General features: G+C 68.0%; 22 protein-coding genes and 1 tRNA gene. 6 read left to right on the top strand and 17 right to left on the bottom strand.

What is annotated here, in order from left to right; all coding sequences use genetic code 11:
* Positions 1-7 precede the first annotated feature (7 nt).
* On the bottom strand, positions 8-475 hold the full coding sequence (locus FBY22_RS42380; RefSeq protein WP_142154078.1) for a GatB/YqeY domain-containing protein: 468 nt from the start codon (positions 473-475) through the stop codon (positions 8-10).
* 103 nt (positions 476-578) lie between these two features.
* On the opposite strand from FBY22_RS42380, the gene FBY22_RS42375 reads away from it, so the two are divergent.
* From FBY22_RS42375 to FBY22_RS42365, 3 genes are all read left to right on the top strand, one after another.
* Positions 579-1505 carry a metallophosphoesterase gene (locus FBY22_RS42375; protein WP_142154076.1) on the top strand — a complete coding sequence of 309 codons (927 nt, stop codon included), beginning with the start codon at positions 579-581 and terminating at the stop codon, positions 1503-1505.
* A gap of 111 nt (positions 1506-1616) precedes the next feature.
* Positions 1617-2402, top strand: coding sequence for a Pr6Pr family membrane protein (locus tag FBY22_RS42370; protein ID WP_142154074.1), 786 nt, complete (start codon positions 1617-1619; stop codon positions 2400-2402).
* 40 nt (positions 2403-2442) lie between these two features.
* A tRNA-Pro gene (locus tag FBY22_RS42365) sits at positions 2443-2516 on the top strand.
* Positions 2517-3229: 713 nt separating this feature from the next.
* Here FBY22_RS42365 and xerC read toward each other — a convergent pair.
* The 12 genes from xerC to FBY22_RS44385 form a co-directional block, all read right to left on the bottom strand.
* Complete coding sequence (gene xerC / locus FBY22_RS42360; RefSeq protein WP_142154072.1) at positions 3230-4387, bottom strand: tyrosine recombinase XerC; 1158 nt, start codon at positions 4385-4387, stop codon at positions 3230-3232.
* A gap of 75 nt (positions 4388-4462) precedes the next feature.
* A complete protein-coding gene (locus tag FBY22_RS42355; protein WP_142154070.1) occupies positions 4463-4672 on the bottom strand; it encodes a helix-turn-helix domain-containing protein in 210 nt (69 codons plus the stop codon).
* A 217-nt stretch (positions 4673-4889) separates the two neighbouring features.
* Entirely contained in the window at positions 4890-6038 is a 1149-nt protein-coding gene (locus FBY22_RS42350; protein WP_260845394.1) for a DUF3631 domain-containing protein, read from the bottom strand.
* 376 nt (positions 6039-6414) lie between these two features.
* On the bottom strand, positions 6415-7305 hold the full coding sequence (locus FBY22_RS42340; RefSeq protein WP_142154064.1) for a bifunctional DNA primase/polymerase: 891 nt from the start codon (positions 7303-7305) through the stop codon (positions 6415-6417).
* A gap of 160 nt (positions 7306-7465) precedes the next feature.
* Positions 7466-7930 carry a hypothetical protein gene (locus FBY22_RS42335; RefSeq protein WP_142154062.1) on the bottom strand — a complete coding sequence of 155 codons (465 nt, stop codon included), beginning with the start codon at positions 7928-7930 and terminating at the stop codon, positions 7466-7468.
* A 13-nt stretch (positions 7931-7943) separates the two neighbouring features.
* Complete coding sequence (locus FBY22_RS42330; RefSeq protein ID WP_142154060.1) at positions 7944-8138, bottom strand: hypothetical protein; 195 nt, start codon at positions 8136-8138, stop codon at positions 7944-7946.
* A 14-nt stretch (positions 8139-8152) separates the two neighbouring features.
* Positions 8153-8410, bottom strand: coding sequence for a hypothetical protein (locus tag FBY22_RS42325; RefSeq protein ID WP_142154058.1), 258 nt, complete (start codon positions 8408-8410; stop codon positions 8153-8155).
* 141 nt (positions 8411-8551) lie between these two features.
* Positions 8552-10825, bottom strand: a complete 2274-nt coding sequence (locus FBY22_RS42320) for a cell division protein FtsK (protein WP_174267433.1) — start codon at positions 10823-10825, stop codon at positions 8552-8554.
* A 92-nt stretch (positions 10826-10917) separates the two neighbouring features.
* Positions 10918-11289 carry an RRQRL motif-containing zinc-binding protein gene (locus FBY22_RS42315; RefSeq protein ID WP_142154056.1) on the bottom strand — a complete coding sequence of 124 codons (372 nt, stop codon included), beginning with the start codon at positions 11287-11289 and terminating at the stop codon, positions 10918-10920.
* Positions 11289-12290, bottom strand: coding sequence for a DUF2637 domain-containing protein (locus tag FBY22_RS42310; RefSeq protein ID WP_260845393.1), 1002 nt, complete (start codon positions 12288-12290; stop codon positions 11289-11291). The genes FBY22_RS42315 and FBY22_RS42310 overlap by 1 nt, the downstream gene beginning before the upstream one ends.
* On the bottom strand, positions 12287-12580 hold the full coding sequence (locus FBY22_RS42305) for a hypothetical protein (RefSeq protein WP_142154054.1): 294 nt from the start codon (positions 12578-12580) through the stop codon (positions 12287-12289). The genes FBY22_RS42310 and FBY22_RS42305 overlap by 4 nt, the downstream gene beginning before the upstream one ends.
* 159 nt (positions 12581-12739) lie before the next feature.
* A complete protein-coding gene (locus FBY22_RS44385; RefSeq protein ID WP_174267432.1) occupies positions 12740-12913 on the bottom strand; it encodes a hypothetical protein in 174 nt (57 codons plus the stop codon).
* Between the two features lie 409 nt (positions 12914-13322).
* Here FBY22_RS44385 and FBY22_RS42300 point away from each other — a divergent pair, with 409 nt between their 5' ends.
* Positions 13323-13658, top strand: a complete 336-nt coding sequence (locus FBY22_RS42300; protein ID WP_260845392.1) for a winged helix-turn-helix domain-containing protein — start codon at positions 13323-13325, stop codon at positions 13656-13658.
* A gap of 158 nt (positions 13659-13816) precedes the next feature.
* On the top strand, positions 13817-15064 hold the full coding sequence (locus FBY22_RS42295; protein ID WP_142154052.1) for an XRE family transcriptional regulator: 1248 nt from the start codon (positions 13817-13819) through the stop codon (positions 15062-15064).
* 112 nt (positions 15065-15176) lie between these two features.
* Here the strand turns inward: FBY22_RS42295 and FBY22_RS42290 are convergent, their stop codons facing one another.
* Complete coding sequence (locus FBY22_RS42290) at positions 15177-16028, bottom strand: ubiquitin-like protein Pup (protein ID WP_142154050.1); 852 nt, start codon at positions 16026-16028, stop codon at positions 15177-15179.
* Positions 16029-17015: 987 nt separating this feature from the next.
* On the opposite strand from FBY22_RS42290, the gene FBY22_RS42285 reads away from it, so the two are divergent.
* Entirely contained in the window at positions 17016-17900 is an 885-nt protein-coding gene (locus tag FBY22_RS42285) for a TRADD-N-associated membrane domain-containing protein (RefSeq protein WP_142154048.1), read from the top strand.
* Between the two features lie 542 nt (positions 17901-18442).
* Here FBY22_RS42285 and FBY22_RS42280 read toward each other — a convergent pair.
* The 3 genes from FBY22_RS42280 to FBY22_RS42270 form a co-directional block, all read right to left on the bottom strand.
* Positions 18443-18907, bottom strand: a complete 465-nt coding sequence (locus FBY22_RS42280; protein ID WP_142154046.1) for a hypothetical protein — start codon at positions 18905-18907, stop codon at positions 18443-18445.
* A gap of 42 nt (positions 18908-18949) precedes the next feature.
* Positions 18950-20140: an amidase domain-containing protein gene (locus tag FBY22_RS42275; RefSeq protein WP_142154044.1), complete on the bottom strand. Its 1191-nt coding sequence runs from the start codon at positions 20138-20140 to the stop codon at positions 18950-18952.
* Positions 20141-20289: 149 nt separating this feature from the next.
* Positions 20290-25134, bottom strand: coding sequence for a DNA repair ATPase (locus FBY22_RS42270; RefSeq protein WP_142154042.1), 4845 nt, complete (start codon positions 25132-25134; stop codon positions 20290-20292).
* Positions 25135-25153 lie beyond the last annotated feature (19 nt).

The following is a 25153-nucleotide window of genomic DNA, read 5'->3' as shown; positions in this document are numbered from 1 at the left end:
ACGGTCCTCAGCCGGCCAGCAGCTTCTTCACCACGGCGGCGACCCGGCCGCCCTCGGCCTGGCCCGCGACCTTCGGGTTGACGATCTTCATCACGGCGCCCATGGCACGCGGCCCCTCGGCACCCGCGGCCTTCGCCTCCGCGACGGCCGCGGCGACGATCTCGTGCAGCTCCTCGTCGCCGAGCTGCTTGGGCAGGTACGCGGCGAGCACCTCGCCCTCCGCCTTCTCCCGCTCGGCCGACTCGGTACGACCACCCTGCGCGAAGGCGTCGGCCGCCTCACGACGCTTCTTCGCCTCCTTGGTGATCACCTTGAGGACCTCGTCGTCGGAGAGCTCTCGCTTCTCCTTGCCCGCAACCTCCTCCTTGGTGATCGCGGTGAGCGTCAGCCGGAGCGTCGAGGAGCGGAGCTCGTCGCGCTCCTTGATCGCGGCGTTGAGGTCTTCCTGCAGCTTCGACTTGAGCGTGGTGGTCATGGGTTTGATTGTCGCAGGTACGGAACTCCCGACGCCCGCCCATTTAAGGGGAGGCAGGAACGGGGCGGCTCAAGTCACCTCGCCGGTCTGACACGATGGAGGTATGCGCGCTCGATACGGAGTACCTCTGGGGATCGCGGCGGTCGGGGCCGCCGGTGTGGCCTACGCGGCGGGCTTCGAGGCCCGCTCGTTCCGTCTGCGGAGGGTGACCGTCCCCGTCCTGCCCGCCGGGATGCGCCCGCTGCGGCTGCTGCAGGTCTCCGACATCCACATGGTCGGCGGCCAGCGCAAGAAGCAGCGCTGGCTGCGCTCCCTGGCCGGTCTGCGCCCCGACTTCGTGATCAACACGGGCGACAACCTGTCGGACCCCGAGGGCGTGCCGGAGGTCCTGGACGCGCTGGGCCCGTTGATGGAGTTCCCGGGCGCGTACGTCTTCGGCTCGAACGACTACTACGGCCCCAAGCCGCGCAACCCCGCCCGCTACCTGCTCGAGAAGGTCCAGGGCCGGCACGGTCTGAACGGCAACCCGCCGGTCGTCGGTGCGATCCACAACCCGTGGGAGGACCTGCGGGACGCCTTCGACTCGGCGGGCTGGCTGAACCTGACCAACACCCGCGGCACCCTGAAGGTCGACGGCATGGCGCTGGAGCTGACGGGCCTGGACGACCCGCACATCAAGCGCGACCGGTACGCCCAGGTGGCGGGCGGCCCGTCGGACACGGCGGACTTCTCCATGGGCGTGGTGCACGCGCCGTACCTGCGCGTGCTGGACGCCTTCACGGCCGACGCGTACCCCCTGATCCTGGCGGGCCACACGCACGGCGGCCAGCTCTGCATCCCCTTCTACGGCGCCCTCGTCACCAACTGCGACCTGGACACCGACCGGGTCAAGGGCCTGTCGCGGCATGTGTCGGAGGGGCGTACGTCGTATCTGCACGTGTCGGCGGGCTGCGGGACGAACCGGTACACACCGGTACGCTTCGCCTGCCCGCCGGAGGCGACGCTGCTGACGTTGGTGGAGCGGGCGTAGAGGGATCCCGCAGGCGCGGGACGGGGGGCCTGTCCGGGGCACAGAACGGACGGTTAACCCGCACGGCCCGCCCGCATCGCCGCAAATGCCCCCTTTGCCTAGCTTGGGGGCATGACCGCCCCGATACCCAGGGACATCCCGGACCTCCCCACGATCCCGGGCGTACCCGCGCTGCTGCCCTCCTCGGTCCCCGCCACAGCGGTGATGCCCCCCGTACGCCATCCCCTGACCGCGCTCTACCGCCTCCTGGTCGCCCTCGCGGCGGCCGGAGCGGTGACGATCGAGCTGCTCCTCGGCAGCCCGGTCCGGATCCTGAGCTACTTCACCATCCAGAGCAACATCCTGCTGGCCGTCGTCCTGACCCTGGCGGCTCGCCGAGCGTGGACGGCACGCCGCCCGCTCCCCTCGGCGCTGACCGGAGCGACACTCCTCTACATCACGATCACGGGCCTGGTGTACCACCTGCTGCTGGCCAGGGCGTCGAGCCCGTTCGCGATGACCGGCGAGACGGCCCCGCCGACCGGCTGGCACTGGGTCACCGACCAGATCCTCCATACGGCGACCCCGGTCGCGGCGGCCCTGGACTGGCTGCTGCTGACCGCCCCCGGCCGCCTCCACCTCCGCCAGGCGGCGACCTGGCTCCTGTACCCCCTCGCCTACCTGACGCTCTCCCTCATCAGGGGCGAGCTCATCCTCCCCGGCACGCCGGGCCGCTATCTCTACCCCTTCCTCGACGTCGACCTGCACGGATACAAGAGCGTCCTCGGCAACGCCCTCCTCCTCGGCCTCGCCTTCTTCGCCCTCGCCGTCCTCCTGGTCGCGCTCGACCACGCCCGCCCGAACCCCGTCCGCCGCCGCGCGAAAACCGGATTTCGTCTACAGCCACCGGTGGGCTAAAGTAAACGACGTCGCCGCGACAGCAGGACAGCAGCGACATCGGGGTGTAGCGCAGCTTGGCAGCGCGCTTCGTTCGGGACGAAGAGGTCGTGGGTTCAAATCCCGCCACCCCGACGCAGGTCAGAGGGCCATTCGCATGATCGCGAATGGCCCTCTGTCACGCCCGGGGGCCAAACAGGGGGCCAAAGCAAGCTGATCTAGCCCAGCGGCCGACGTTGGTCAGCTTTACTGCTGCTGTGGATCAGGGCATAGCAGGTCTAGCGGGGGCAGCAGTCGGGGGCCTGATCGGCGTCGTTGGCACTCTGGGGGCCGCCCGTCTAACCGGAAGAGATCAGAAACAGACTCAACACGAGCACTGGCGGCGACAGCAGCGGCGAGACGCCTACAGCCAGCTCGTGAGTCAGGCGTCTGAAGCCATTCGGCTAGGCAGTGACGCCCTAGATGCTTACGAAGGCCACCATCCGTCCTGCAGTGGGCTTGCCGAACAGTTCAGCGAGGCAGTCAGCAGGTTGAACACCGCTGAGATTCTGATCTCCCTCGAAGGTCCGGAGGAAGCAGCCGGTGAAGCTGGGGAGATGGTCACGACGTTGTGCAATTGGGAAGGCTGTCTAGAGAGGGCTATTGCCATACGGGAGGGGCATTTCGCCCCTCCCGGGCCGGAGTGGTCGGTGAGCCTACGGGAGCTCATGGAACATAGAGAGAGAGGGTATGAAGCCTTGTCCGCGTTCACCGAGGTTTGTCGATGCGTGCTGGATAGATGATTAAACTCAGGACCGGGTTGCCCCAGCTTCGCCTGGGAACGAGGGCGCGACCTCCCGACGTGTGGTTTAGCTGTCGGCGAAGATGTCGTCCATGGCTTCGGCGCCCTTCGTGATCACGGGCCTGAGTTGTTTGCGGTAGACCGCTTCGGTCGTCGCCTGGCTGCTGTGGCCGACCAGCAGAGCGATCGTCTCCAGCGGGATGCCGTGGTCGGAGAGCAGCGACACGAAGCTGTGCCGGAGCTCCCGCGGGGTCCACTCCGGCTTCAGTCCGGCCTTCTTCACGATGGCCTTGAAGTCACGCCGGACGTTGGCCGCGTCGAGCGGCTCGCCGCTCCGGGTGGTGAAGACGCGGCCGGTCGGGCTCCACTCCATCCCTCTCGATGCCCGCTCCTGCTTCTGCCATCGCATTTGCTCTTCGAGGACTTCGACCACCTGCTTCGGTAGAGCGATGGTCCGGCGGCTCTTCCTTGTCTTGGTCTCACCGTGCTTGCGCACCGAACGCCACACCGCAACGTGAGGCGGGATGCCGCCCGTCGTCTCCAGAAAGACGTGATCCCAGGTGAGGGGCCGCGCCTCTTCCGTGCGCACGCCGCTGAGGAGCGAGAGCACGAGGTAGGCGTACAGCCGTGACGGGCGCGCTGCGATGAGCACGGCTTTCGCCTGCTCCAAGTTGAGTGCCTTGCTCGGACGGCCCGGGCGCCCCTCCGGTGCGGTGACGAGTAGGGCGACGTTCCGTGCGGCCTTGTCCCTGCGCTGAGCGTGCGCGATGGAGCGGCGCAGGATGGCGAGCAGGTCACGCAGGCTTCGCGTCGCGAGGAATTCGGCCCTGTCGTCCAACCAGTCGTCGACGTCGTCCGCGCTGAGTTCCTTCAACTTGGCCTTGCCGATGAAGGGCATCAGGTGCTTGTTCGCCATCGAGCGGTTCTTGCCGATGGTGCCCTTCTCGTCGCGCCCCTTCAGCCCGCGCTCCAACCAGTCGTTCACCGCGTCGGCCACGGTGTAGTTGGCCGGCGCCTTGACACCGGTCTGCATCTCCTTCTTCAAGTCGCGGATCTTCTGGCGTACTTCGGTCTTCGTCTTGCCGTACACCTTCGGCCGACGGCGCTTGCCGTTCGGGGCGTATCCCAGGGAGACGGCTCCGACGTAGCTCTTCTTTACGGGGTCCCAATAGATGGTGTCCGCGCCGTGGCCAGCCTTTGGGGTGCGCTTCGGGGTCTCGCTCATCTTCTGTTGTGCCTCCATAGGGCAGGGCCGCGCCCTGACGGGCGCGGCCCGGCGAATCTGGGGTGATGGGGGAGTTCAGGCGGCGGCCTCTGCCTCGCGCTTGAGGAGTTCGACGTACTGCGCGATGTACTCCGGCGGCACGAGTCGGCGACGGCCGATGCGGACGGTCTGAAGGCGTCCGAGGCGTATCTCCTCGTAGACCATCGAGCGTCCGATCCTGAGGGCCTTGGCCGCCTCTTCGGGGCGGTAAAGGAGCTGTTCGGCGGGTTCAGCAACCGTGGTCATGCGGCGGTGCCTCCTCGGCAGGGTTCCGGGGGCGGTGGCCCCCTTCCTGTCAGGTCCGCTACTTCCGCTACCTCCGCTACCGCCCTGGTCAGGGGCATGATCGAGGTAGCGCATAGGGCTGCGGGTAGCGGATGGAGCCGCTACCGCCCCCGGGTTCGTGGCCGCGGGGCGGGTAGCGGATGGGGTGTTGCGGTAGCGGATGCGGAGCGGCTTGCCGCTACCCGGAAACCGCCTCTGAGCTGCCCGGTAGCGGAGGTAGCGGAAGTAGCGCACTTTCCGCGGGGGGTGGGCAGTAGCGCTGCCACGCGTCGTGCAGATCGCTCGCGTAGTAGCCCTTCATGACGCTTCCGCCTGCCTTGATGTTGCGGGCCGCGATGGGGGTGTTGTCCGCGGTCATGTACTCCCGCAGCATCCGTGACAGCCCACGGGCATCGAGCGGCTTGCCGCTCATGTCCGCCCATGGCGCCTCTTCGAGGCTGTGCAGCCTGTCGAGGATGGCGACGGTGGGTAGGCGGTCGATGCCGTTGAACACGTAGTCGCGCAGGTCAGTGAGCAGGCGGATGCCGATGCTGCCCTTGTCGCTGGTCTTGGCCGCGTTCACCAGCTCGATGCAGGCGGCGCGGGCCCGCTCCGGCCACGCGCCGCCCGCCGCGTCGGCCACGGCGAGCAGTGGTTCCCACACGTCCGCGGGCCGGTCGCTGATGCCCTCTGGGAGCTCCGGGAACACCCCGTCGACCAGGTGACGGACGGACTGTGCCCAGGTGGCGAGCCGGTCGCGCAGCGCGTGGCCTTCCTTCTCGTGGATGCGCTGCCGGAACGGTTCTACCTGCTCGTTCGGGGCACGGCGGCGCATGCGGACGATGACCGAGCGGGTGAGGATCGTGTCCGGCAGTGAGCCGAGCCCGGCGACCGCCACCCCGCAGAACGACGGGAACTCCTGTACTTGCTGGTTGGAGCCGTCGCCCACGCAGCGCCACATGACGCCGGAGCGGCGGTGGCCTGCGTTGAGGAAGCCTCGGAGCTGTTCGTTCTCTCCAGCCTTGGGGCCGAAAACGGTGTCGATTTCGTCGAACAGGATGGTGGGCCGTCCCTCCATCCCCGAGACCGCCCGGAAGAGCGCGGAGGCGGATGCATTGACCGCGACCATCGGTTGCGGCACGAGGGTTTCCACGATCTCCAGCGCGCGGGACTTGCCCGAACCCGGCTCCGGCGACAGGAACGCGAGCCGCGGTGTGGAGTCGAAGCAGTCGAGCAGGTGCGCGTGCGCGTCCCACAGCGTCACAGCGACGTACGCGGCTTCGAGGGGGAAGATGTTGAAGCGGCGGTGGAAGGCTTCCACCTCATCGAGCAGTGCGGAGCCGTCCATGGCGGGTGCCGGCGGATTGGCGCTCATGCCGCCTGCCTCCCTTCCTGGTTGGTGCGGAGCGGGCATACGTCGCGGTGGGCGGTGTGGTCGTCGATCAGGGCGAGCACCTTCCGGTGGCCAACGGCGCTCCGATCCCTGCCGCACAGGCATTTCGAGGTGGCCGTAGGCACGGCGCCGCGCGGTGCGCAGATGCACAGCCACGCGACCGGGAACCGTCCGTCGCCCGGGTGCGGGTCAGGACGAAGAGCAGAAGGGACGCCCTTACGGGCGGCGCCTTTCAGCTCGCCCACGGCGGGACCGGGCACGGCCAGTGCGGCGGCGCGCGGGCCGGTCGGGGTGGCGGGAAGGCTCTTCAGTGGGAGGCGGGGAGGGGTGCTCATGCCGCCCTCCGCTGACCGTTGCGGGCAATCGACCAGTTCAGACCGCTGCGAATGGTCGCCTCACATGATCGCGGCGACAGACCGGCCTGCTCCCCCGCCCACTGAAGAGCCTCCTCAACCTGCTCCCTGGGGAGGTCGCCCCACGCGATGAACCGCCCCAGGGCTCGCGCCGCCCGGAGCAAGGTGGCGTTGCGCTCGCCCTCCGGGGCCGTTCGAACGCTCGCGGTTTCCGCGTGCAAGCCCGCTGCGGCGTAGCGAGAGGCTTGAACCGCCGACGGTGCAGCCATCAGTGCCCGTGACGACTGACGGGCCGTCAGGCGGGCGCACAGCCATTCCGGCAGCGGCGCGGGCGGCGCGTCGTTGACGAGCGCGTAGGCGCCGGTGGGGGTGATGCTGCCGGGGGCGACGACGTAGCCGCCCCACGCGCGGGTGTCGATGCGCTTGCCGAGCCGTCCGGCCGTGTTGCCGAGCCGGACGCCGTGCGGGGCACTGAAGTACAGGTGGACCCCGCCGCTCGCGGTCCGCACCGTGCGGGTGGTGGGCACGGCCTGCCCGGCGCGCTCGCAGAGCGCCGTGAAGGTCGTCACGCCGTTAGGCGTGTCCGCACTGCTCTTCCGCTTGGGCATGTCGAGGTCGACAACGACCAGCCCGGACGGGCCGGTCGCGATCCCGACGTTGAACGGCAGATCGCCCCACGCGCGGCGGATGCGGTCTGGGTCGATGGTGGCGCGCTCTTCCCACTTGCGGTGACCGCCCGCGCAGTCCCCGATGCCGGGGCAGACGTCCTCACCGTGCAGGGCCGGACGCTTGTCGCCGGGACGGAGCGGGAGGACGGCCCATCCCCGCTCCGCGGCGTCCAGCGCGGCGAACAGGAGGTGACGGTTCATGCCGTCACCCCCGGCACGCTCGAAGGGGTGGCGTGGACCAAACGGCCCTCGCCGAATGACGCTCGTTGGGTCATGCTGGATGTCTCCTGCTCTCTTGGAGGGACTGGAGAACCGGGGCGGGCGCAGGCTTGTGGTGAGACGGCGCCCGCCTCGGGCGTAGCTAGCCGTGGAAGTGGTTGCGCTTGAAGACGGCCTTGCGGATGTTGACCGTGGTCCCCCTGCGGTGGCCGCTCGCGCTGAACACCTGCACGGCCACCCAGCCGCCGAAGATCACGGCAGCGAGGGTGATGAGCTGGGTGATGAGCGCGGTCAGGGCGGTGATGAAGGCGGTCAGCAGGAACAGCCCGCCGCACACCGCGGCGAACCCGATGCCCCCGAGGGCGATGTTCACCGCGGCGCGGGAGACGGGCGGCTTGGTCACGACCGGCTCGGGCTTGGCGGGTTCGAGGGTGTAGCCGGTGACGACGCGGCCGTCCGGCAGGACGATGCTCGTCACCGCCGGGATCGTGCCCGGCTGCACCGGTACCACCGGCGTCGAAGGCACCGGGGCGAGCGGAGTAGGCCGGTGGACTTCCACGGTCGCCTCACGACGGCCGGTCACGAGAGGCTTGGCGGGTTCGTTCATCACGGGTCTCCTGTCAGTTGCCGAGGGCGGACAGGGCATCGGCGGACGCCTGCACGAGGTTGTGGATGGGCTCATACGCGCCAGTCCCGGCGACGAAGAACCCGAACAGGAACAGCACCAGGGCGGCACCGCCCCCGGCAGACCGGGTCTTGACGGCGAAGAACGAACCGGCGCCGAACAGCAGCACGGCGGAGATGTTCAGGATCATCGTGAGCCTTCCGGTCAGGGGGTGTCCGTGCCCGCGCGGTAGATGCGGGCCCAGCGGTTGTAGAGCCAGCGGCCGACGCGTATGCGCTTGCCGGTGGCCTTGCAGCGGCGGCAGTCCTTGCCGCGCTTCATGCGGCCCTTGCGGTCGGTTTTCATCTGGAAGCCCCAGCCGTTGCACTTGCGGCAGTTGCCGAACGGCGAGGCAGCGCACACGGCGACGTAACACAGCGTTACGCCTAGAATCAGGGTGATAGCGAGCAGGACAGGGGTCATCACGGGCCCTTCCAGGCGGGTTTCGGGGGTTTCCGCAGGTGGGCCGCTATCCGCTAGCGGCCTGATCAGAGCGGGTTTGAGGCGCTAGCGGGGCCGCTAACGTTAGCGGTGTATGCCGCTAGCGATAGCGGCCCCGGAGTCTCAGCCCGCGTCCCGCTTTCCGTCACGCTCCGCAATCGCGGCGACGATGTGGGAGCGGTCGATGCCGCGCCGGTTGACAACCTTGCCCTTGACCCGGCGGCCCACCTGGATGGTGGAGACGCCGTGCGGCTTCAGGGCCGCGGCCAGTCCCTCGGGGTCCCAGCCGTCGTAGACCTCCTCGCGCAGCTCTGCGAGCCGGGCGACGACGGTCTCGGACCACACCTTGGGCTCATCGGCCGGCACAACCGCGAGGATGTCGCGCAGCAAGTCATACGCGCTGGTGACCGGCTCGGGTGCCTCCCCGAGCGCGTGCCCGGACAGCGTGCCCGCCTCCTCGCGCAGGCGGCGTGCGCGGGCGCCGATCGCGTCGGCGTCGCGACCGTCGACGTAGATGGCGCGCACGATCCGGGCGTCCGAGCCTTCACCGACGAAGTAGTGAATGCCCTTGTCACCCCAGGCGAACATGGTCGCCCGCACGCCGCGCTTGTAGGCGGACGTGCCGAGCACCATGTCGTTTTCGAGCTGGCCCATGACCTTCAGGCACCACCGGGCCGACGCGTTCGCGCTGATGCCGGTGGGCAGCGCCTTGGCGTCCGGCCGCTGGGTGGCGAGCAGCAGCACGATGCCAGTGGCCGGACCGCGCTTGACCAGGTCGGTTGCGATCTCCTCGAACTCCTTGGCGTGCTCGGGGTGCTCGAACAGCACCTGGCACTCATCCACTCCGATCACGATCGGGTGCAGACCCAGGGAGCGCTTGTCGGCAAGGGCGCTGGTCACCTTCGACTCCGGGCAGACATCCCGCGGAAGTGAGCGGATCACCTTGGTGCGGCGTCGCAGTTCCTCGCGCAGTGCCCGGAAGTCGTTCAGGCAGTACTCGATGGACTCGTCGTCGTCGCCCGCGGCATGGCGGTGAGAGACGGCGTCGCCGACCGGGTCGAGGTCGCCCGTGCCCTTCATGTCGTAGGTGTGCAGCTCCGCCCGCGGGTCCAGCGCGGCGATGAGCAGCAGCAGCCTGAGCAGGAAGGTCTTGCCCATGCGCGGGATGGCGCCGATGACGCCCGCGATGTACATCAGCGTCGCTTCGACCCAGCGTCCGCGCTGGTCGGTGCCGTAGGCGACCGGCTTGAACAGGTCGACCGAACCCGACTTGAGCAGCGGCCACTTGGGCTGCTTGGCGCGAGACATGTCCTGGTCGCCGACCCAGAGCACGAGGTGACCGGTGTGCTCGTCCGGCACCGCCTCGGGCCACACGCAGCCGAGCGGGCGGCGCAGGCCGGATGCGAGCCGGTCGCGGCGCTCGATGACGTCGGTCACCGTGACGCCGTACGGGAGGTTGCCCTCCGCGCGCCAGCCGGGGCCGTCGCGAGTGATGGGCGCGGTGAACTCGAACCCGTCGCGGCCCTTGGCCTGCGCCTGGTTGATGGCGGGGATGCCGAGCGCTCCGAGCGCACGCAGCACGATGTCACTGGTGAGCTTGGTGGCCTTGGGCAGCTCCACAGCCCTGTGGATGACCGGGTCATCGGCCTTGCGTCCGGCGAACCCGAGCGCCATCACGACCGCGCTCACCGACACCGCCTGAAGCCAGTCAGGGGCGAGCACGTACATCGCAAGCGCGGCGCCCAGTCCGACGAACATCGCGAGCACCGCCACGAGGGTGCGCAGTCGGACGCGTCCGTCGCGCTGTCGCGAAAGCTTCAGGTACTCCGCGGCGTCCTCACGGCGGACCGCGGCGAGTCGGACCGGCTCGCCCTCGCGGTCGGCCACCCACCGCATGGTGCCGCCCACGAACTTCGCGGCGCCCGCGGGGGCCTGGAGGGTGAGGCGGGCGGCGTAGACCGGGGCACGCAGCGCGTGATACCCGGCGGCGTGGGCGTAGTGGCGGGCCACCCACGCCGCGGCGGTCCGCAGTTCCGCCACCGACCGCAGCCACTCGGGAACGACCGCACGGCGGTGTGCTCCCGCGAGCCGACCGAGGTACCCCGGGCCGGTCGCCCGCGGGGTCGACTGGTCGACCATCACGGGTACCGTCGGGTCGGCCGACTCGGCACCCGACCGCGCGGCGTCGGAGTCGGCCGACGGGTCGGAGTCGGGTCGGGTAGTCGGGTCGGCCGACTCGGTACGGGCCGACCGCGCCTTGTCGAGGTCGACCACGCGTGAGTCGAGGTCGCGGAACGCGTCGAGGTCACGGCCGTTGTCGACGACATGGATTTCGTCGGCCGTCATCTCGGCTTCGAGCCGGTTGAACAGTTCGTTGTCGTCGTCGGGGTGCTTCACTGAGGGTCCCTTCCAGTGGGAGGAAAGGCGGGGCCGGTCCGTCGCTGTAGGAGGTGAGCGGACGGGCCCCGCCGGATCGTGGTGCGGTGTGTTCAGGCGGCGCGCTGTTCCTCGGGGTAGGCGCAGGGCACGCACATGCCGAGCGAGGTGGGGATGACGTATCCGGCGTCCTGTCGGCACACCGGGCAGGTGCGGCGGGCGCGGTTCGCCTTGGCGAGCGCGGCCCACTTGCCCGGCGTCATCGGCCGGACGGGCTTGGCGCGGTCGACGCGGTAGAGGTAGGCGACCAGCGGGCCGCGCCGATGGCGCGGTCGCATGATCTGCGCCGCGATGGACTGCCCACCGGGGCGTAAGCCGCGGGCCCGTAACTGCCGTTTGGTGGCGAGTCCGTCGGGGGCGCAGCGCCACGGATAGGTGGCCAGTCCGTGCCTCGCGCCGGTCGGGTCGAAGCATTTGGCGAACATCAGGCAGCCTCAGCCGTCGTGTCGTAGCCCTCCGAGTCGTCCACGGAGTGCAGCGGACGGCCATCGGCGCGCTCTGCCTTCAACTGCTCCCGCAGCTTGCGGGCGTTGGCCTGCGAGACGTGCACGGCGGTGCGGATGCGGTCCGCGGTCAGTTCCGCCTCGGTCCACTCCGCGGTGGCCGCGCGCGCGTCGGTCAGCAGCTCCTCGAAGGTGCGCTGTGTCTTGGCCTTGCCCTTGGGTTTGGGCTGTCGGCGCGGGCGCGGCTTGGCGTCGACCAGAGGCGCCGGCGGATTCTCCGCCGGGGGCCTTTCGGATGTCTCCTGCTCGGCAGCGGGGGCCAGTTCGCCCATGCGCAGCATCACGCGCTCGCGCCGCGGCGTCTTTGAGCGCCACTTGCGGCCGTAGCGCTCGCGCAGGTCCGCGCGCGCCAACTGCCGTTCCTTCTCCCGTGCCAGCGCCTCGGAGTAGGAGGTGACTTCCCACAGCGTCATGCGGCGCCAAAGCGCGAAGGTGGAGGGGAAGGCGAGCAGCCAGCGAGAGAACCGGATCTTCTCCATGCGGCGACCGGTGACGGCGCCGATCCGCACGGCGTAGATGTGCGCGCCGATCTCGGAGAACACCACCCACAGCAGCGGCATCGTGCCGTGCGCGACCTTGGCCGACAGGGAGTGTCCGGCCGCGATGTTGAGCCCGCAGGTGATCAACGTGAGCGCCCAGGGAACGAACCGCACCCACGCGAGCGCCATATCCATGCGGATCAACAGCAGGTTGGCCACGGTGAACACGGGAATGGCCACGTCGATACCGACTGGCAGCATCCACGGCTCTCCGAAGCCCCAGCGGGCCGCAGCAGCGGAGACCGCGTCGAAGGAGGAGATCAGACCGAGCGCGCCGACTCCAGCTGCAGCGAGAGCGCCGACTCCAGCAAGGCCCATCTCCGGCTTCGTCAGTGGCGGCACTGCCGGACGTACGACGGTCTGTGTCGCATCGGCGGTGGTCATGCCGCCGCTCCCTTCCGGGAGGACCGACGGCGACCGGCCGGGCGGGCCAGCGGGACGACGTTAAACAGCTCCGGGGCGTGCGCCTCGATCACCTCGGCGGCGATGCGGGCCACGTCGTCCGGGAGCTCCGGGTTGTCGGCGAGGATGTCGCGCGCGGCGTCCAGCCGGGCCGCACGCTCTTCTTCGGTCTCGCCCTCTTCCCCGAGCCACAGCTCAGGCGGGGTTCCGAGGGCCAGTTCGATGAAGTCGTTGACGGAGACGGCCTGATGACCGCCGATGTACGTGCGCATGGGGGCTCCTGAGTCGGAGGGACTGGAATCCGAAGCAGCCGCAGGCGTGTGGTGAGACGGCGACTGTTCCGAAGTCCCCTGCTGCAAGCGCGGCAGGGAGAAGGGCCCCGGGCCGGATTCGATCCGGCGCCCTCGTGGCGGGATGCCGGGGCGGTGCTACTAGCGGCCGTTGACTTCGCGAATCTTGACGTTCTCGGCGTATCCGTCACGGAGGCGGACGAGCGTGAAGGAGCTACCGCCGACATCCGTGATCAGGTGCGGCTCGCCCTTGTACTGAATCTGCGTGCCGACCTGGTTGACGTTGGGGTGACGAGGGTTGGTGATCCGGCGCATGGCTTCTCCTGGGAGGTGAAGGGGGTTCCGGCTCCCCTCGGCCCCGCTCGTACGAGACGAGCGGGGGAGGCAACCGGCCGCAGCGTTGCGGAGAGGTCGAAAGAGTGCGCGGGTCGTGCTCCGCGCGGACCGCCTTCTTGTCGCTGAGGACAGGCGGTAGATCCTCGGTCCACTGTTGAGTTCTCAAGGTGCGATTAGCGCGGGGCCCGCGGCGTGCGGCAGATGCCGCCTTCCGACTGCCGCAAGCGGCAGCAATACGGGCAATCCCGAGCCATTCGTGCAGCTCAAGCGCTTGTCATCCCAAGGTTCGGGGTGACCGGCTTACTAACTAGCTTGCACTAGTCTGCTGTGGTGCACGACCCTCGTGCAGTGATGCGCTCTAGTTCGCTGTGGTGGGTAAGCTCAGAGCATGACTGTCACAGGAGGGCCGAAGCCGAAAGCGGTGCAGGTCGCGGACGCGCTACGCGACGACATCAAGAAGATGAAGCCGGGGGACAAGCTCCCGTCGCAGCGAGAGTTGATGGACCGATTCGGGTTCGCGAGCCAGACCATCCAGAACGGGTTGGCCGCACTCCGAGCCGAAGGGCTCATCGTCTCGGCCGGGAACCTCGGTAACTTCGTCGGCGACGGGTCGGCCCCCACCGGCGACGTACGCGACGACATCAAGGAAATCCGCTCCCAGATTCAGGCGTTGGCTGAACGGGTCGCAGCGCTCGAAGAACGCTCCGCCCCGGGTGGTGCGTGATCTGCAACCAGCATGCAAGGAACGGGAGTTGTGAGGTAAGTGACAGCCAGGGGACGACGAAGTGGAGGTGGGGACATGTCCAGTGACACCCCTCTGTCCCCTTCCCTGTCCCCCCTGCTCGCGCGCGAGACTCGGAGTAGGCACTCAGAGGAGGGCGCATGACCGACGACAGGCCTGCATGGGCGCGGCGTATCGCTGCCGAACGAATGGCGCGCGACTGGTCGCAGCGTCAGGCAGTCAGGGCACTGCGAGCGCACGCTCCCACAGAGCTGCCCGCGGAAGACAGCATGATTCGCCAGTGGAAGCGCTGGGAGTCAGGCCAGATGCCGAACGACTTCTACCAACCGATCATCGCGGCCCTCTTCGGCACCGTGACGCACGCGCTCTTCCCGGCGCCCGCACGGCGGGACGGGGACAAGGAGATCTTGACGGCGTCCGGCATGGAGACGCTGGAGATCGTGAGCCGTCTCAACCGGTCGGACGTCGACAACGCCACGCTTGATGCTCTGCGGATCACGGCTGATCGGCTTGCCTCGGAGTACCCGTTCATGCCGAGCGAGCAACTTCTCATCGAGGGGCGGCAGTGGCTTCGCCGTGTCGTCGAGCTTCACACGAAGAGCCTCACCCTTGCGCAGCACCGCGAAGTGCTCGCACTGTCTGGTTGGCTCGCCCTACTGGTCGGCTGCGTCGAGTACGACACGGGCGCACGCCACGCGGCTGAGTCGACGCGACAGGCGGCGCTCTCGCTCGCGACCGAGGCTGACCATGCAGAGGTCGCCGGGTGGGCACACGAGATGCGGGCATGGTTCGCCCTCACGACCGGCGACTACCGCGGCGTCATCGCGGCAGCGCAGGCCGGAGCCGAGACGGCACAGCATCACGGCGTGGCCGTGCAGCTCGCAGCGCAGGAAGCCAAGGCGTGGGCACGGATCGGGGACCGCCGGCAAGTCGAGGTCGCCTTGGACAAGGGGCGGCGGTTGCTCGAAGGGATGCCGTACCCCGAGAACCTTGACAACCACTTTGTGGTTGACCCTGCCAAGTTCGACTTCTACGCGATGGACTGCTACCGCTTGGTCGGCGAAGACAAGCTTGCGCGCACGCTCGCCGAAGAGGTGCTGAGGGCGGGAACGGACTTCGACGGCACCGAGCGCTCGCCGATGCGCAACGCGGAAGCGCGGGTCACACTTGGAGTCACGGCGGCGCGTGATGGTGACTTGGAACAGGCACTCACCATGGGGGAGCGCGCCCTCGAAGGGGACCGTCAATCAGTACCGTCCCTGATCATGACCAGCCGCGAACTTGCTGCCGAGATGCGGCGCCGGTACAGCTCCGAGCCAGCAGCGCAGGACTACCTTGCACGGCTTCACGTACTCGCCGAACAGAAGCCCGGATTTATGCCTCGATGAATTTCAGGTTAGACCGCGACGCCTGCATGGCATCCAAGGAGCTGACGGCTTAGGCATGCGCTCAGCAACCCACTAAGCAAAGTATCGGAGCGGGCTACGCGTCGCAGCCCCGTCATTCTTCGCTGTTCAGATGCTCATCAATCCAATGGTCGACAATTCGTTCCGCCAGTTCAGACGGTTCCAACCCTTCCGACGCCCCCCGGCGCAGCATCACATCAAATTGATCAAATCGGAGCCGAACAAAGCACTGAGACGCAAAGAAGTCTCGAGTGAACAGAGCCCAATGGAACGCAGCAGACTCGTCCACTGAGTGTCCGGCGGGATTTCCTTCCATGACGCTTTTAACCATCCTCCAATCAGCTAGGAGCATCTCCTGCAGTTGAAGGTCGAGCGTCCCATCCTCCTGCAGGAAAGACTCCGGATCTCCAGGGCCAGGAACATGGCGCATCGCAAACAAAATCCTTGCCATCATTTTTAGGAAGTCATCCCAAGCCATACCGCTGGCCGCACTGACACTTACCACTCCCAAAAAGAACGACGGATCGACAATTCCCGACCAGCCTTGTCCACCTTTCCGGACGAACGATCTGACGAACTGTTCCTCATCAGCCTGCAACACAGCGTCAATCTCATCCATGCTCATCCGAGAGCGACCAGTCACTAGACTGAGGGGAAACCGAGCAAATACCTCTACGCCATACGGCAAATTAAACCCCCTCCAAAGGCCGATAGAGATCGCGATCACCGCAATAGTGGAGAAAACGCCGGCATTCAGCGAGTAGGAGTAGATGGATGCCAGGAAGGCTACGGCAAGTACAGTCAAGCCACTGACTGCAATCGTGAGCACAAATACCCATAGGCGACGCTCATACACCCAAACAATATCCCTAAGCGATCTCCTAGGCAGCCGAAAGCTCTCGCCAAGTAGCAGGAGCAATCGCTCGACAAGCGAGCCGTCCTTCACTTCAAGCACCTTTCCAGATCTCGATCGCGAGACTTACAAAGTCTTTTACCACATAGACAACTAGAAGGGCCAGTGTGCCAGCAGTGAACAACCATTTGAGAGCGTCAACGATTAGACCCTCCAGGCCGTGCAGGCTACCCAACCACTTAAAGCCACCCTCAGCCATTTGATGTACCCATACCCAGGCCAAAATGAAGGATAGGTCAATGGCCACACACAGAAGAGTGAACCCGAAGATTTTCAGCCTTCTCCACAAATTACGACCTGGGCTCCATTTGCTGGTTGCCCCCTTCGCATGACTCGAAGGTCCAGTCATCAGGTAAGTCCTTAACGTATCTCGCGTGAGACGCTCCACCATCGCTACTTACACTCTGCTGGACAGTGAAGGATTGTCTTGGGGAGCTGCGCCGACTGGCCTAAACGCACCTGGCACCCGTTGGTGAGCGCACTTGGCTGCGCCCTCCACCTCGCCGTGTGATCAGGTCCGCCTCGCTAGAGCAGGGCGTCAGTGAGGAAACGGCCGGGGCCAAACGGGGGGCCAAACGAGGCAGCAGCACCCGGACTGTCTAGGACGACCGTGGACGATGCCAGACCCGAACGGGCAGGTCAGCTTCCCGTAGGCAAGGTCACCAAGGGCCCGATCGCGTTCGAGAGCATGCGGTCCAGGAGTAAAGCGGGGCTCTCCTGCACCCTCCGTCATGGAGGGCCAACATGTCGCAGGGCCCCGTGGGGGGTGCCCTGCGACATGAATGCGCGGGACAGTGGCGGCAGAGCGCGAGCATCATGTCGGGGTACCACCGCGGCTGAGCGTCGCTTGCCGCTCATGACGTAGCCGACTGTGAGAGACCGCACGCTGACTTTGAACGCTGGCCTGGCGCCTCCTTGCGTACAGAACACACATGCGGCTCAAGATCTGTGAAGATCCTCGCAATCGGCTCTCTTCTGGTGTGAGATACCCCTGAAGAGCCAGCAGTGAACAGAGGACAGATGACAGATACTCCCGCCGACGGCAGCCCAGGCGAGAAGCCCCCCACGGTGGATAGCCCCGCCTTGATCCTTGCCAGGGCCCAGTCAGGAGCGAGGCTAGACAAGGCGCGAATCGACCGTAACAAGAACACTTGGCGGGACCTGTTAGTCGGCATTCCCATCACGCTTGCATTTTTCGGCACCGGCGTGGTGATCCTTATCAATTGGTCTGATTACGATCCGTTCGGCGGTGGCCCAAAGCCAATGCACTGGGGTTGGGGGGCGGCATCCATCGGTTTCGCGGTGATGGCAGCAATTATTCTGTCGGTGCGCGCCGCGAGTCAAAATGCCGTGTTGGAGGAGATTGAAACGGAGGAACGAGTCTTCCTAAGGGCGGCAGAACTGGAGCATGCGCCAGAAGTCGATGCTCCATTGAAAGTGAATCGCACTCTACTGCAAGAATATCACCGATTGTCCACCAGTCAGGCCCGGTCAGCTTTTCGGCTTGCTCAGTGGGTGATGGTGGCAGCGGCCCTGCTTGTGCTGGGTGGCGCTACAGCAGTCGTATGGGCACGTAACACCACTACAGCGGTTACTGTCGCTACACTGACTGGTCTGATATCCGCTTTGGGCAGCTACATCTCAACTACGTTGCTTGCGACATACCGAGTATCTGTGGAGCAGGCGCGTTTCTACTTCCGTGAGCCTCTTGCTGGCGGCTATTTGCTTGCTGCCGAAAATCTCGCGCAAAGACTTGATACCGGCGAGCGTACCGCAGCGCTGGGGCGCGTAGTCGATGGTTTTATCCAGGCAGCCATTCAGGTCCCTCAGGCAGTCACTCCGACAACGGATACGGGCCAACAAACCAACCCCGCGCAAAAGTCTGAAGAAGCCACTCCTAGCTGACGTCCAGAGGAAGCTATCAAACCGTCACTATCGACGGGACGCGCCCCACGTCCAACGAGCACTCTCAGGGCGTGATGGCCGTTGCATCGGCCAATCGCTCTGCGTTCTGCCCGGCACTCCATCCCGGGGGCCAAACGGGGGGCCAAACGGCATGACCGACTGAAGACGGTACTGGACGTCCACGGACGGTGCCCACAACGAACTCCCTGGCCAGCAAGATGGTTACGGAGGCCAAGACGGCTGCTGATGGCGTTCGGGACGAAGAGGTCGTGGGTTCAAATCCCGCCACCCCGACAATGAAACACCAGGTCAGACCCGTCGTTGAGGGATCAGCGGCGGGTCTGACCTGCTTTGGGGGCCTGTATTGGGAGCCATTCGGCTGCCGGTGGGGGGAGTGCAACCTCTGGCTGCATCGACAGACCCGGACCGGGCCCTTGTACCGCCGACGGCTCGTAGGGGCTGCGTCTCCTGGTCATGTAAGGGCCTTCGCCAGCGCGTTCCCTTCAGCGCTGTCACCGGCGCAGGCTGCCCCAGTCGGCGTGTCAGGAAGCGGGGGTGGCGGTTGAGGCGGGTTTCTTGCCCGGCTTGGTCGGCTGGTGCGTGAAGACCACCAGGTGCCACCTGCCCTTTCGCCGCGTCACGGTGAAGGTGTCCCGCAGCGGTTTACCCTCCTTGTCCTCGGCCACAAGGCGGGCCGAGCCGGTGTCCGGGCCCATGTCGTGCTCGATCTGCACGCCCTTGATCTTCCATCCCCGCCCGCCCCGGTCCGCGAGGATCTGCGTCGCCTCCTGCCTCGACCACTTCGCGTCCTCGACACCACCGGCGGCGATCAGGTCGGTGACACTGCGGGAGTTCAGTGCGGCCACGTAGGCTTCGACCGCTCCGCGCGCCCCATCGGCGGATGCCGAACTCGAAGGGCTTGAGGACGCGGACTTGTCGTCAGGGGACGAGCAGCCGGATGCGACGGCCAGGGCGGCCAGCACGGCCAGGAGTCGTCGACGTTCCACAGCGCACTCCTTGGTTGTTCCTGTGAGGGGGTCGGCAGCCTGTCAGGTGCGGTGTGCGTACCACCAGGTGCGCGGATGGTCGGAGAGCAGCTTGTTCAGGCTTTTGTTGTGGGTGTCGCCGGTGTGGTACGTCAGGTACGGCGTGCCCTGGTATTTCTTCGTGACGATCATCGTGTGGTCGATGTTGTCGTTGCGGTCCCAGTCGGCTTGCAGCACATCCGACTTGGCCAGCTTCCACACGTTGTCCAGGATCTTGGTTCGCTTCGAGTGCTTCTTCGCGAACCAGTACCAGTTCTCGGCGCCGGCCCAGGTGTAGCTGGTGGTGAACTTCGTCGGTCCGTAGAACCAGTACTTGTTGCTGGTCCGCTGGATGATGGCGCCGCCCTTGGGACCCCATCCGCCCTCCAGCATCGCCTGCGAGATGAAGTTGGTGCAGTCGTTGCCGTACGTGCGGAAGGCGCCGTTGTGGTGGTCCCAGTACTTGTCGGCGTAAGCCACCATCTTGTTGTAGCTGTAGCCGGCGGCAACCGACGGCTTGACGAGGTCGTCGACCGTGGCGTCGGGCAGCGGGGTCGTGTCGGAGGGGGCGTCCTTGCCTCCCTCGTCCTCGTCCGCCTTACCGCCCCCGTCGTCCGCGCCGGCGCCGGCGTCCACGTCCGAGACCTGTGTCGTCGGCGTCGGGCCACCCTCCGTATCGGCTTTGTCGGACGACAGCAGCCACGTGCCGTCGGTTCCCTGGGCGTACTGCACCGTGTGGGGCAGCGACAGTTCCTCGTACTCCGGCGCTCCCTTCTCGACCTCCTGGGCCGTGAACGGCGGGTAGAGGCGTGTGTGCTCGGTGAGTTGCAGTGTCGCTGTCCGACCGGAGACGGTGGTGTCGGTGACGTTCACGTCGACCCGCGCCTTTGTGTAGCCGCCGTCGACTTCCCTGTACCTCTTGCCCTTCTCCGCGAGGGCGGCGAGATCGTCCTGTGTGCGAGCGGCCATGGCGCGCGTGGCCTTTACGTGGACGACGGCGGCCCTCACCGGCGGACGGGACGTCGTCAGCATGTCGGCGCGCTGCTGCAGATAGCCCTCGGCGAGCTGAGCGAGTGCCGTGGTGTCGGCGTTCGCCGCCGTCGGAGCGGCCAGGTCGGCGGGCTGGGCGCTCGCGGGTACGTCGACGAGCGCGAGTATCGCCGCGGCCGTGGTCACGGCTGCGGCGAGGACCCGTCTGTGCTGCGCGACGCGCATGAATCCCCCTTGATCACGGCCGACTGGTCGGGTCAGCCTGTCGATCAGGAGGGCCGATTCGAACGGCACGTTCCCGTGAAGCGCATTCCCGATCCCGGAATGTCTGATTCCTGGTCAGGAAAGGAGTGAGAGACGCCAAGGGTTCGTCTCTAGGCGGAGGATGTCGGAGAGGGTCGCGGGGAGACCTGGGTGGCGCGTGTGTGTTGCTGTTTCAAGGCCGTCCACCTGGACGACTGCTGCGGGGTCTGTGCGCCCTGGAGTTCCGCGAGTTTCAGGAGGTTGGCCTCTGTGGCTGTCGGGAGGGTTTGGGCCTCGGTGCGGTAGTGGTCGGTTATCACCGCGGTCAGTTCAGCGGTGTTCATCGTCGGGTGGACGCGTTGGGCGATCTTGTTCAGGTTGCGGTAGGAGCCCTGGAGTTGGAAGGGGGGCTCGGTGCGGGTTGCGGGTGACTGGGCCGCCGAGGCCATGTAGGCGCGGTTGACGGCCAGGACCGTCTCGCGGGCCGTGAGGAGGTGGCGGAGGACCGTCAGGATCTGGTCCAGTTCGGCCGGGGCGCAGGGGTGGGTGAGGTGGGACGGGTGGGCCGTCGGGTCCTGTGACGCCAGGCGGAGGAGGAGGTCCAGGTCGGTTCGGGGGCGACCCGCCAGGGCGGTGAGGGTCGGGTTCGACGTCAGGGCGTTTTCTATGAAGCTCAGCTCGAAGACCGCTTCCTTGCCGGTCACCACGTCTCCGAGGTTCCACACGTCGGCGCGGTTGGCCAGCATGTCGGGGACGTGGAAGCGGGTGCCGGACTCGGTGTAGGGGTTGCCGGCCAGGCAGACGGCGAAGCGTTTGCCGCGCAGGTCGTAGGTGCGCGGCTCGCCGTCCCACACTCCCTCGACGCGGCGCGTGCTGTCGCACAACGGCACGAACTTCTGGAGGAGTTCGGGGGACGTGTGCTGGATGTCGTCCACGTGGAGCAGGGTGTTGTTGCCGGCCGCGAGGGCGAAGTTGATCTTCTCGACCTCCTGGCGGGCCGTGGCGTTCGGCGCCTCGGCCGGGTCGAGGGAGGTGACGCGATGGCCGAGTGCCGGACCGTTCACCTTCACCAGGACCAGGCCGAGGCGCTCCGCCACGTACTCCATGAGCGTCGTCTTGCCGTACCCGGGCGGGGAGACCAGTAGCAGGAGGCCGCCCGTGCCGGGGCCGGCCGTCGTGCCCAGCTGTTTGGCCAGGCTGTCGCCCAGGAGGGGGAGGTAGACCTCGTCGATCAGGCGGTTGCGGACGAAGGTCGTCATCACGCGCGGGCGGTGGTCGTCGACGCGGATGCGGGTGCGTTCCGCGGTCAGCAGGGCGGTCCGCCGGCGCAGGTAGTCGCGGTGGGCCGGGACCTCCGTCGTCCTGAACTTCGTTGTGCGGGACATGAATTCGTCGATACGGAGGGTCAGGGTGCCGGTCGCGGTGATGCGGGGGTGGGTGCCCAGCAGGCCGTCCACGGTCGCCGTCAGCGGGGCGTCCGACTCGTAGCGCGGCAGGGCGGGGCAGAGTTCCGCCGCGATCGCCTCGGCCAGGTCGGCGGAGGGCAGGTCGGCGTACCCGCTCGTCCTGGCGTACGCCGACAGCCAGGCCTCGACCAGCTGGCGGCGGGCGGGCAGGTCGTCGAGGGCGGTCAGGTCCTCGTCGTAGGCCGAAGTGCCGACCGTGCGGCGGAACTTGTCGAGGAACTCGCGGGCGCCGGCGCTCATCACGAACCCGTCGGGGCCTGTGGTGAGTTCTTCGAAGAGGTACGCCGCCGCCTCCGCGTCACCCACCGCCGCACCCAGCTCCGAGCAGAAGTCCGCGATCGCCGGGGCCGGTCCGAACGTCTCCCTCGCGCGGGCGAGTGAGCGTGCGCGTCTCGTCCACGTGTCACGGGCCTCGGGGGTGGTGTCGTGCGTCCAGAACAGGTGGGCTGCCGCCCGGGCGGTGGGCAGGTGGCGCAACAGGCCCGCCTCCGTGTGCAGTTGGAGGAGCGAGGTGAGGATCGCCGTCGCGTCGTGGTCGTGTATGCCGCGTTCGTGGCCTTCGTCGTACGACTCCTGTGCCGTGCGGCGGACAAGGGCGGCCAGGTCGGTCCCGGCGAGGGCGGTCGGGCCGTGTTCGGCGAGCAGGCGGGCGGCGAGGTGCTCGGCGCGGTAGACCTCGGGGGACTCCGAGGGCAGGGGGCGGTTCCAGTAGGGGCGGGTGGCGGCGAAGCCGGGGTCGGTCACCGGGGAGCGGTAGTCCGTGCCGGTGAGGGCGAAGGCCAGGCCGTCGGGGCCGTGCGGGACCAGCGCGAGGTCGAGGGGTTCGGTGTTGACGGCGAACCGGTGGCGGCCCAGGCGCAGAGTGCGGCCGTCGTCGGCGTACAGGTCGGCGCGGTCGCGCAGGGCGCGGCCGGCCTCCTGGTGGGCGGCGGTGAGGCGGCCCGCCAGTTCGTCCGCGCGCGCCCGGTCGCCGAGGGCGCGCAGGTCGTCGGCGGTGCGGCGGACCTTGGCGACCATCGGGTCGGAGGCGAAGTACGCCCCGATGGCCTCGGCGTCGGGGAGGGCGGTCGCCCGGCGGTTCACCGTCTCCAGGAGGCGTTCGGCGGAGGCGGTGAGCTGTTCGGCGCGGCGGGCGCGGTCGTCGGCGAGGGTCTGTTTGCGGGCGGCGAAGGTCTCGTGGATCTCGGTGCGTTTGTCCGCGAGTTCGGTGAGGAAGTCGTCGTGGTCGGTGAAGCGGGCCTCCAGGTTCTCCAACCGGACCAGCAGCAGTGACAGTTGGGTGTCGCAGGCCTGCGGGTCGGTTGCGGCGGCCAGGGCACCGGTGATCGACTGGGCGAGCAGGGCCAGTTCGGCGGCGAACTGGGCGCGGCCCTCCCGGTCCCGCAGTGCGCGGCGGCGGGCCTCCAGGACGGCTCGGGCCCGGTTGGTCCCGCCCAGCACCTCGGCCACCCGCTCCAGGACGGACGTACGGACCGTGGCGTCGGCGATGTCGAGGCCGGCCACCACCTCGGTGACCGTCCGCAGCCGCTCGGCCAGTTCGTCCAGCCGGGCGGTCAGCGGTGCCGCCTCGGCGGCCGTGGCGAGCGCGCCGGCCTCGGCCACCAGGGCCGCGATGTCCCGGTGGTGGCCGGCGAAGGCGTCCTCGCGGGCCAGCGCCGCCACCGCCCGCTGGCCGAACGACGCCAGGTCCGTCTCGGCCTCCGCCGCGAGGGCGTCGACGCGGGCGGTGTCCGCGTACCGGAGGTCCTTCAGCGTCAGCAACCGGCCCTGGGCGCGGCGCAGTTCGGTGAGGCCGTCGATCCAGGAGGCGGCGTCGCGCGGTGGCTCGCCGCGCAGGCGCCGTACGAGAGCGGTGGTGTCCTCGGACGCCTGCTCGATGGCGTCGGACGCCTGGCGGGTGAGGGTTCGGACCGTCTCGAACTCGGTCAGCACCTGCTCGGCGGTGGCGTGGAGGGCGTCCAACGGGGTGCGCAGGTCGCCCAGTTCGGGGTCGCCGAGCCAGTGGTGGGTGTCCGTGACCCGGACACAGGCGGCGGCCAGGGCCTCGTACACCTCGGTCGTCGGCGTCGTGCCGGCCGCGGTCGCGGTGACGGAGAGGCAGTCGGAGATGCCCCGGACGAGGTCGGCGTTGCCGACGCGGGCGAGCGGGCCGGTGCCGGCGGGGCGGGTGGCCGCGTGGGTGTCGCAGACGTAGGGCGAGGTCCACCGCTGCACGGGGTGGACGCGGGCGGGCTCGCCGGTGTGCGGGCGCAGCACGGTCAGCGCGCCGTCCTCGAACAGGGCCCAGCCGTCGCAGGTCAGCGGGGTGGCGACCTGCTTGCGGACCAGGTTGTACGACAGCAGGAGGCTGCGGCCGGTGGCGCGCGCGTGGTAGGCGAACAGGACGTCCTCACCGTTCGGTGAGCGCACCGTCCGCTCGAGTTCTAGGCCGTCGGTGTCGACGCCGTCGAAGGTCTTGTACGCCCCCGTGGCCAGGCAGTACCCGCCGGGGAAGACGATGCCCTGGTCCTCGGGGAGGCGGCGGCAGGACCGGCCGATGCCGTCGAGGCGGACGACGGTCCTGGTGAGGGTGTTGAAGACCAGGTGGCGGTGGGTCTCCTCCTTGTAGGGCAGGACGTCCAGGAGGATCAGCGGGCCCACGCGCGCGTACGCGATCTCCGCGTCGGCGAGGGACTGCAGCGGTTCGGCGACCGGTTCGCTGTGGATGCCGTCGGCGGTCTCGGTGTCGTCGTCGGTCCTGACGGTGAGGGCGCCGCCGACCGTGGTGACGAACACCTCGCCGTCGACGCAGACATGGGGGTGGCGGCCGAGGACGTGGTCGTCGCGGGTGGTCCGGGTCCAGGTGAAGTCGTGGGCCGGCGGGAAGACGTGGTCGCGTTCGCCGCGCGCGTCGAGGAAGGAGATCCGTCCGTCGGTCGCCACGCTCCAGCGCAGCACACGGATGTCGTCGGTCAGCTCGCCCGTCTGGAAGACGGCCAGCAACCTGTCGTCCAGGCGGCGGAGTTGGAGGAGGCGGGCGTCGCGGAAGTAGCGGTGGAGTTCGGCGAACTCGCGGACGAAGGCAGGATCGTCGAGGAGACCGGGGACCGCGTCCTCGGGCAGGGGGTTCAGGTCGCGGTCGTGGAGGGTGAGGACGTCGGCGACCGTGGGCGGGCGTCCCGGGTCGGAGGGCGCGGTGCTGCCTGTGGGCGGGCGTCCCGGGACCGGTGCTGCGGTGCTGCCTGTGGGCGGGCGTCCCGGGACCGGTGCCGCGGTGCTGCCGAGGAGCAGCGCGTCGCCGACGGCGACCAGGTCGCGGGGGACGCGGTTGTGTGGGGTGCGCAGGCTTCCGCTGCCGGTGAGCTCCAGCCCGGTGGAGCCGAACTCCTCGACGCGTCGGGCGTTGAGGAGTTCGGCGCGGCGGGCGAGTTCGGCGGCCTGGGCGGTGAGGCGGTCGCGCAGCACCTCGTAGGCGCCGTCGCCGTGGGCCTCGTACGAGCCCTCACGCGGGGTGTCCGGGCCGGTGGTCATGGTTGCCTCTCCACATGCT

The organism is Streptomyces sp. SLBN-31 (genome assembly GCF_006715395.1).
Taxonomy (GTDB): Bacteria; Actinomycetota; Actinomycetes; order Streptomycetales; family Streptomycetaceae; genus Streptomyces.
This window is presented reverse-complemented; position numbering and strand designations above follow the sequence as displayed.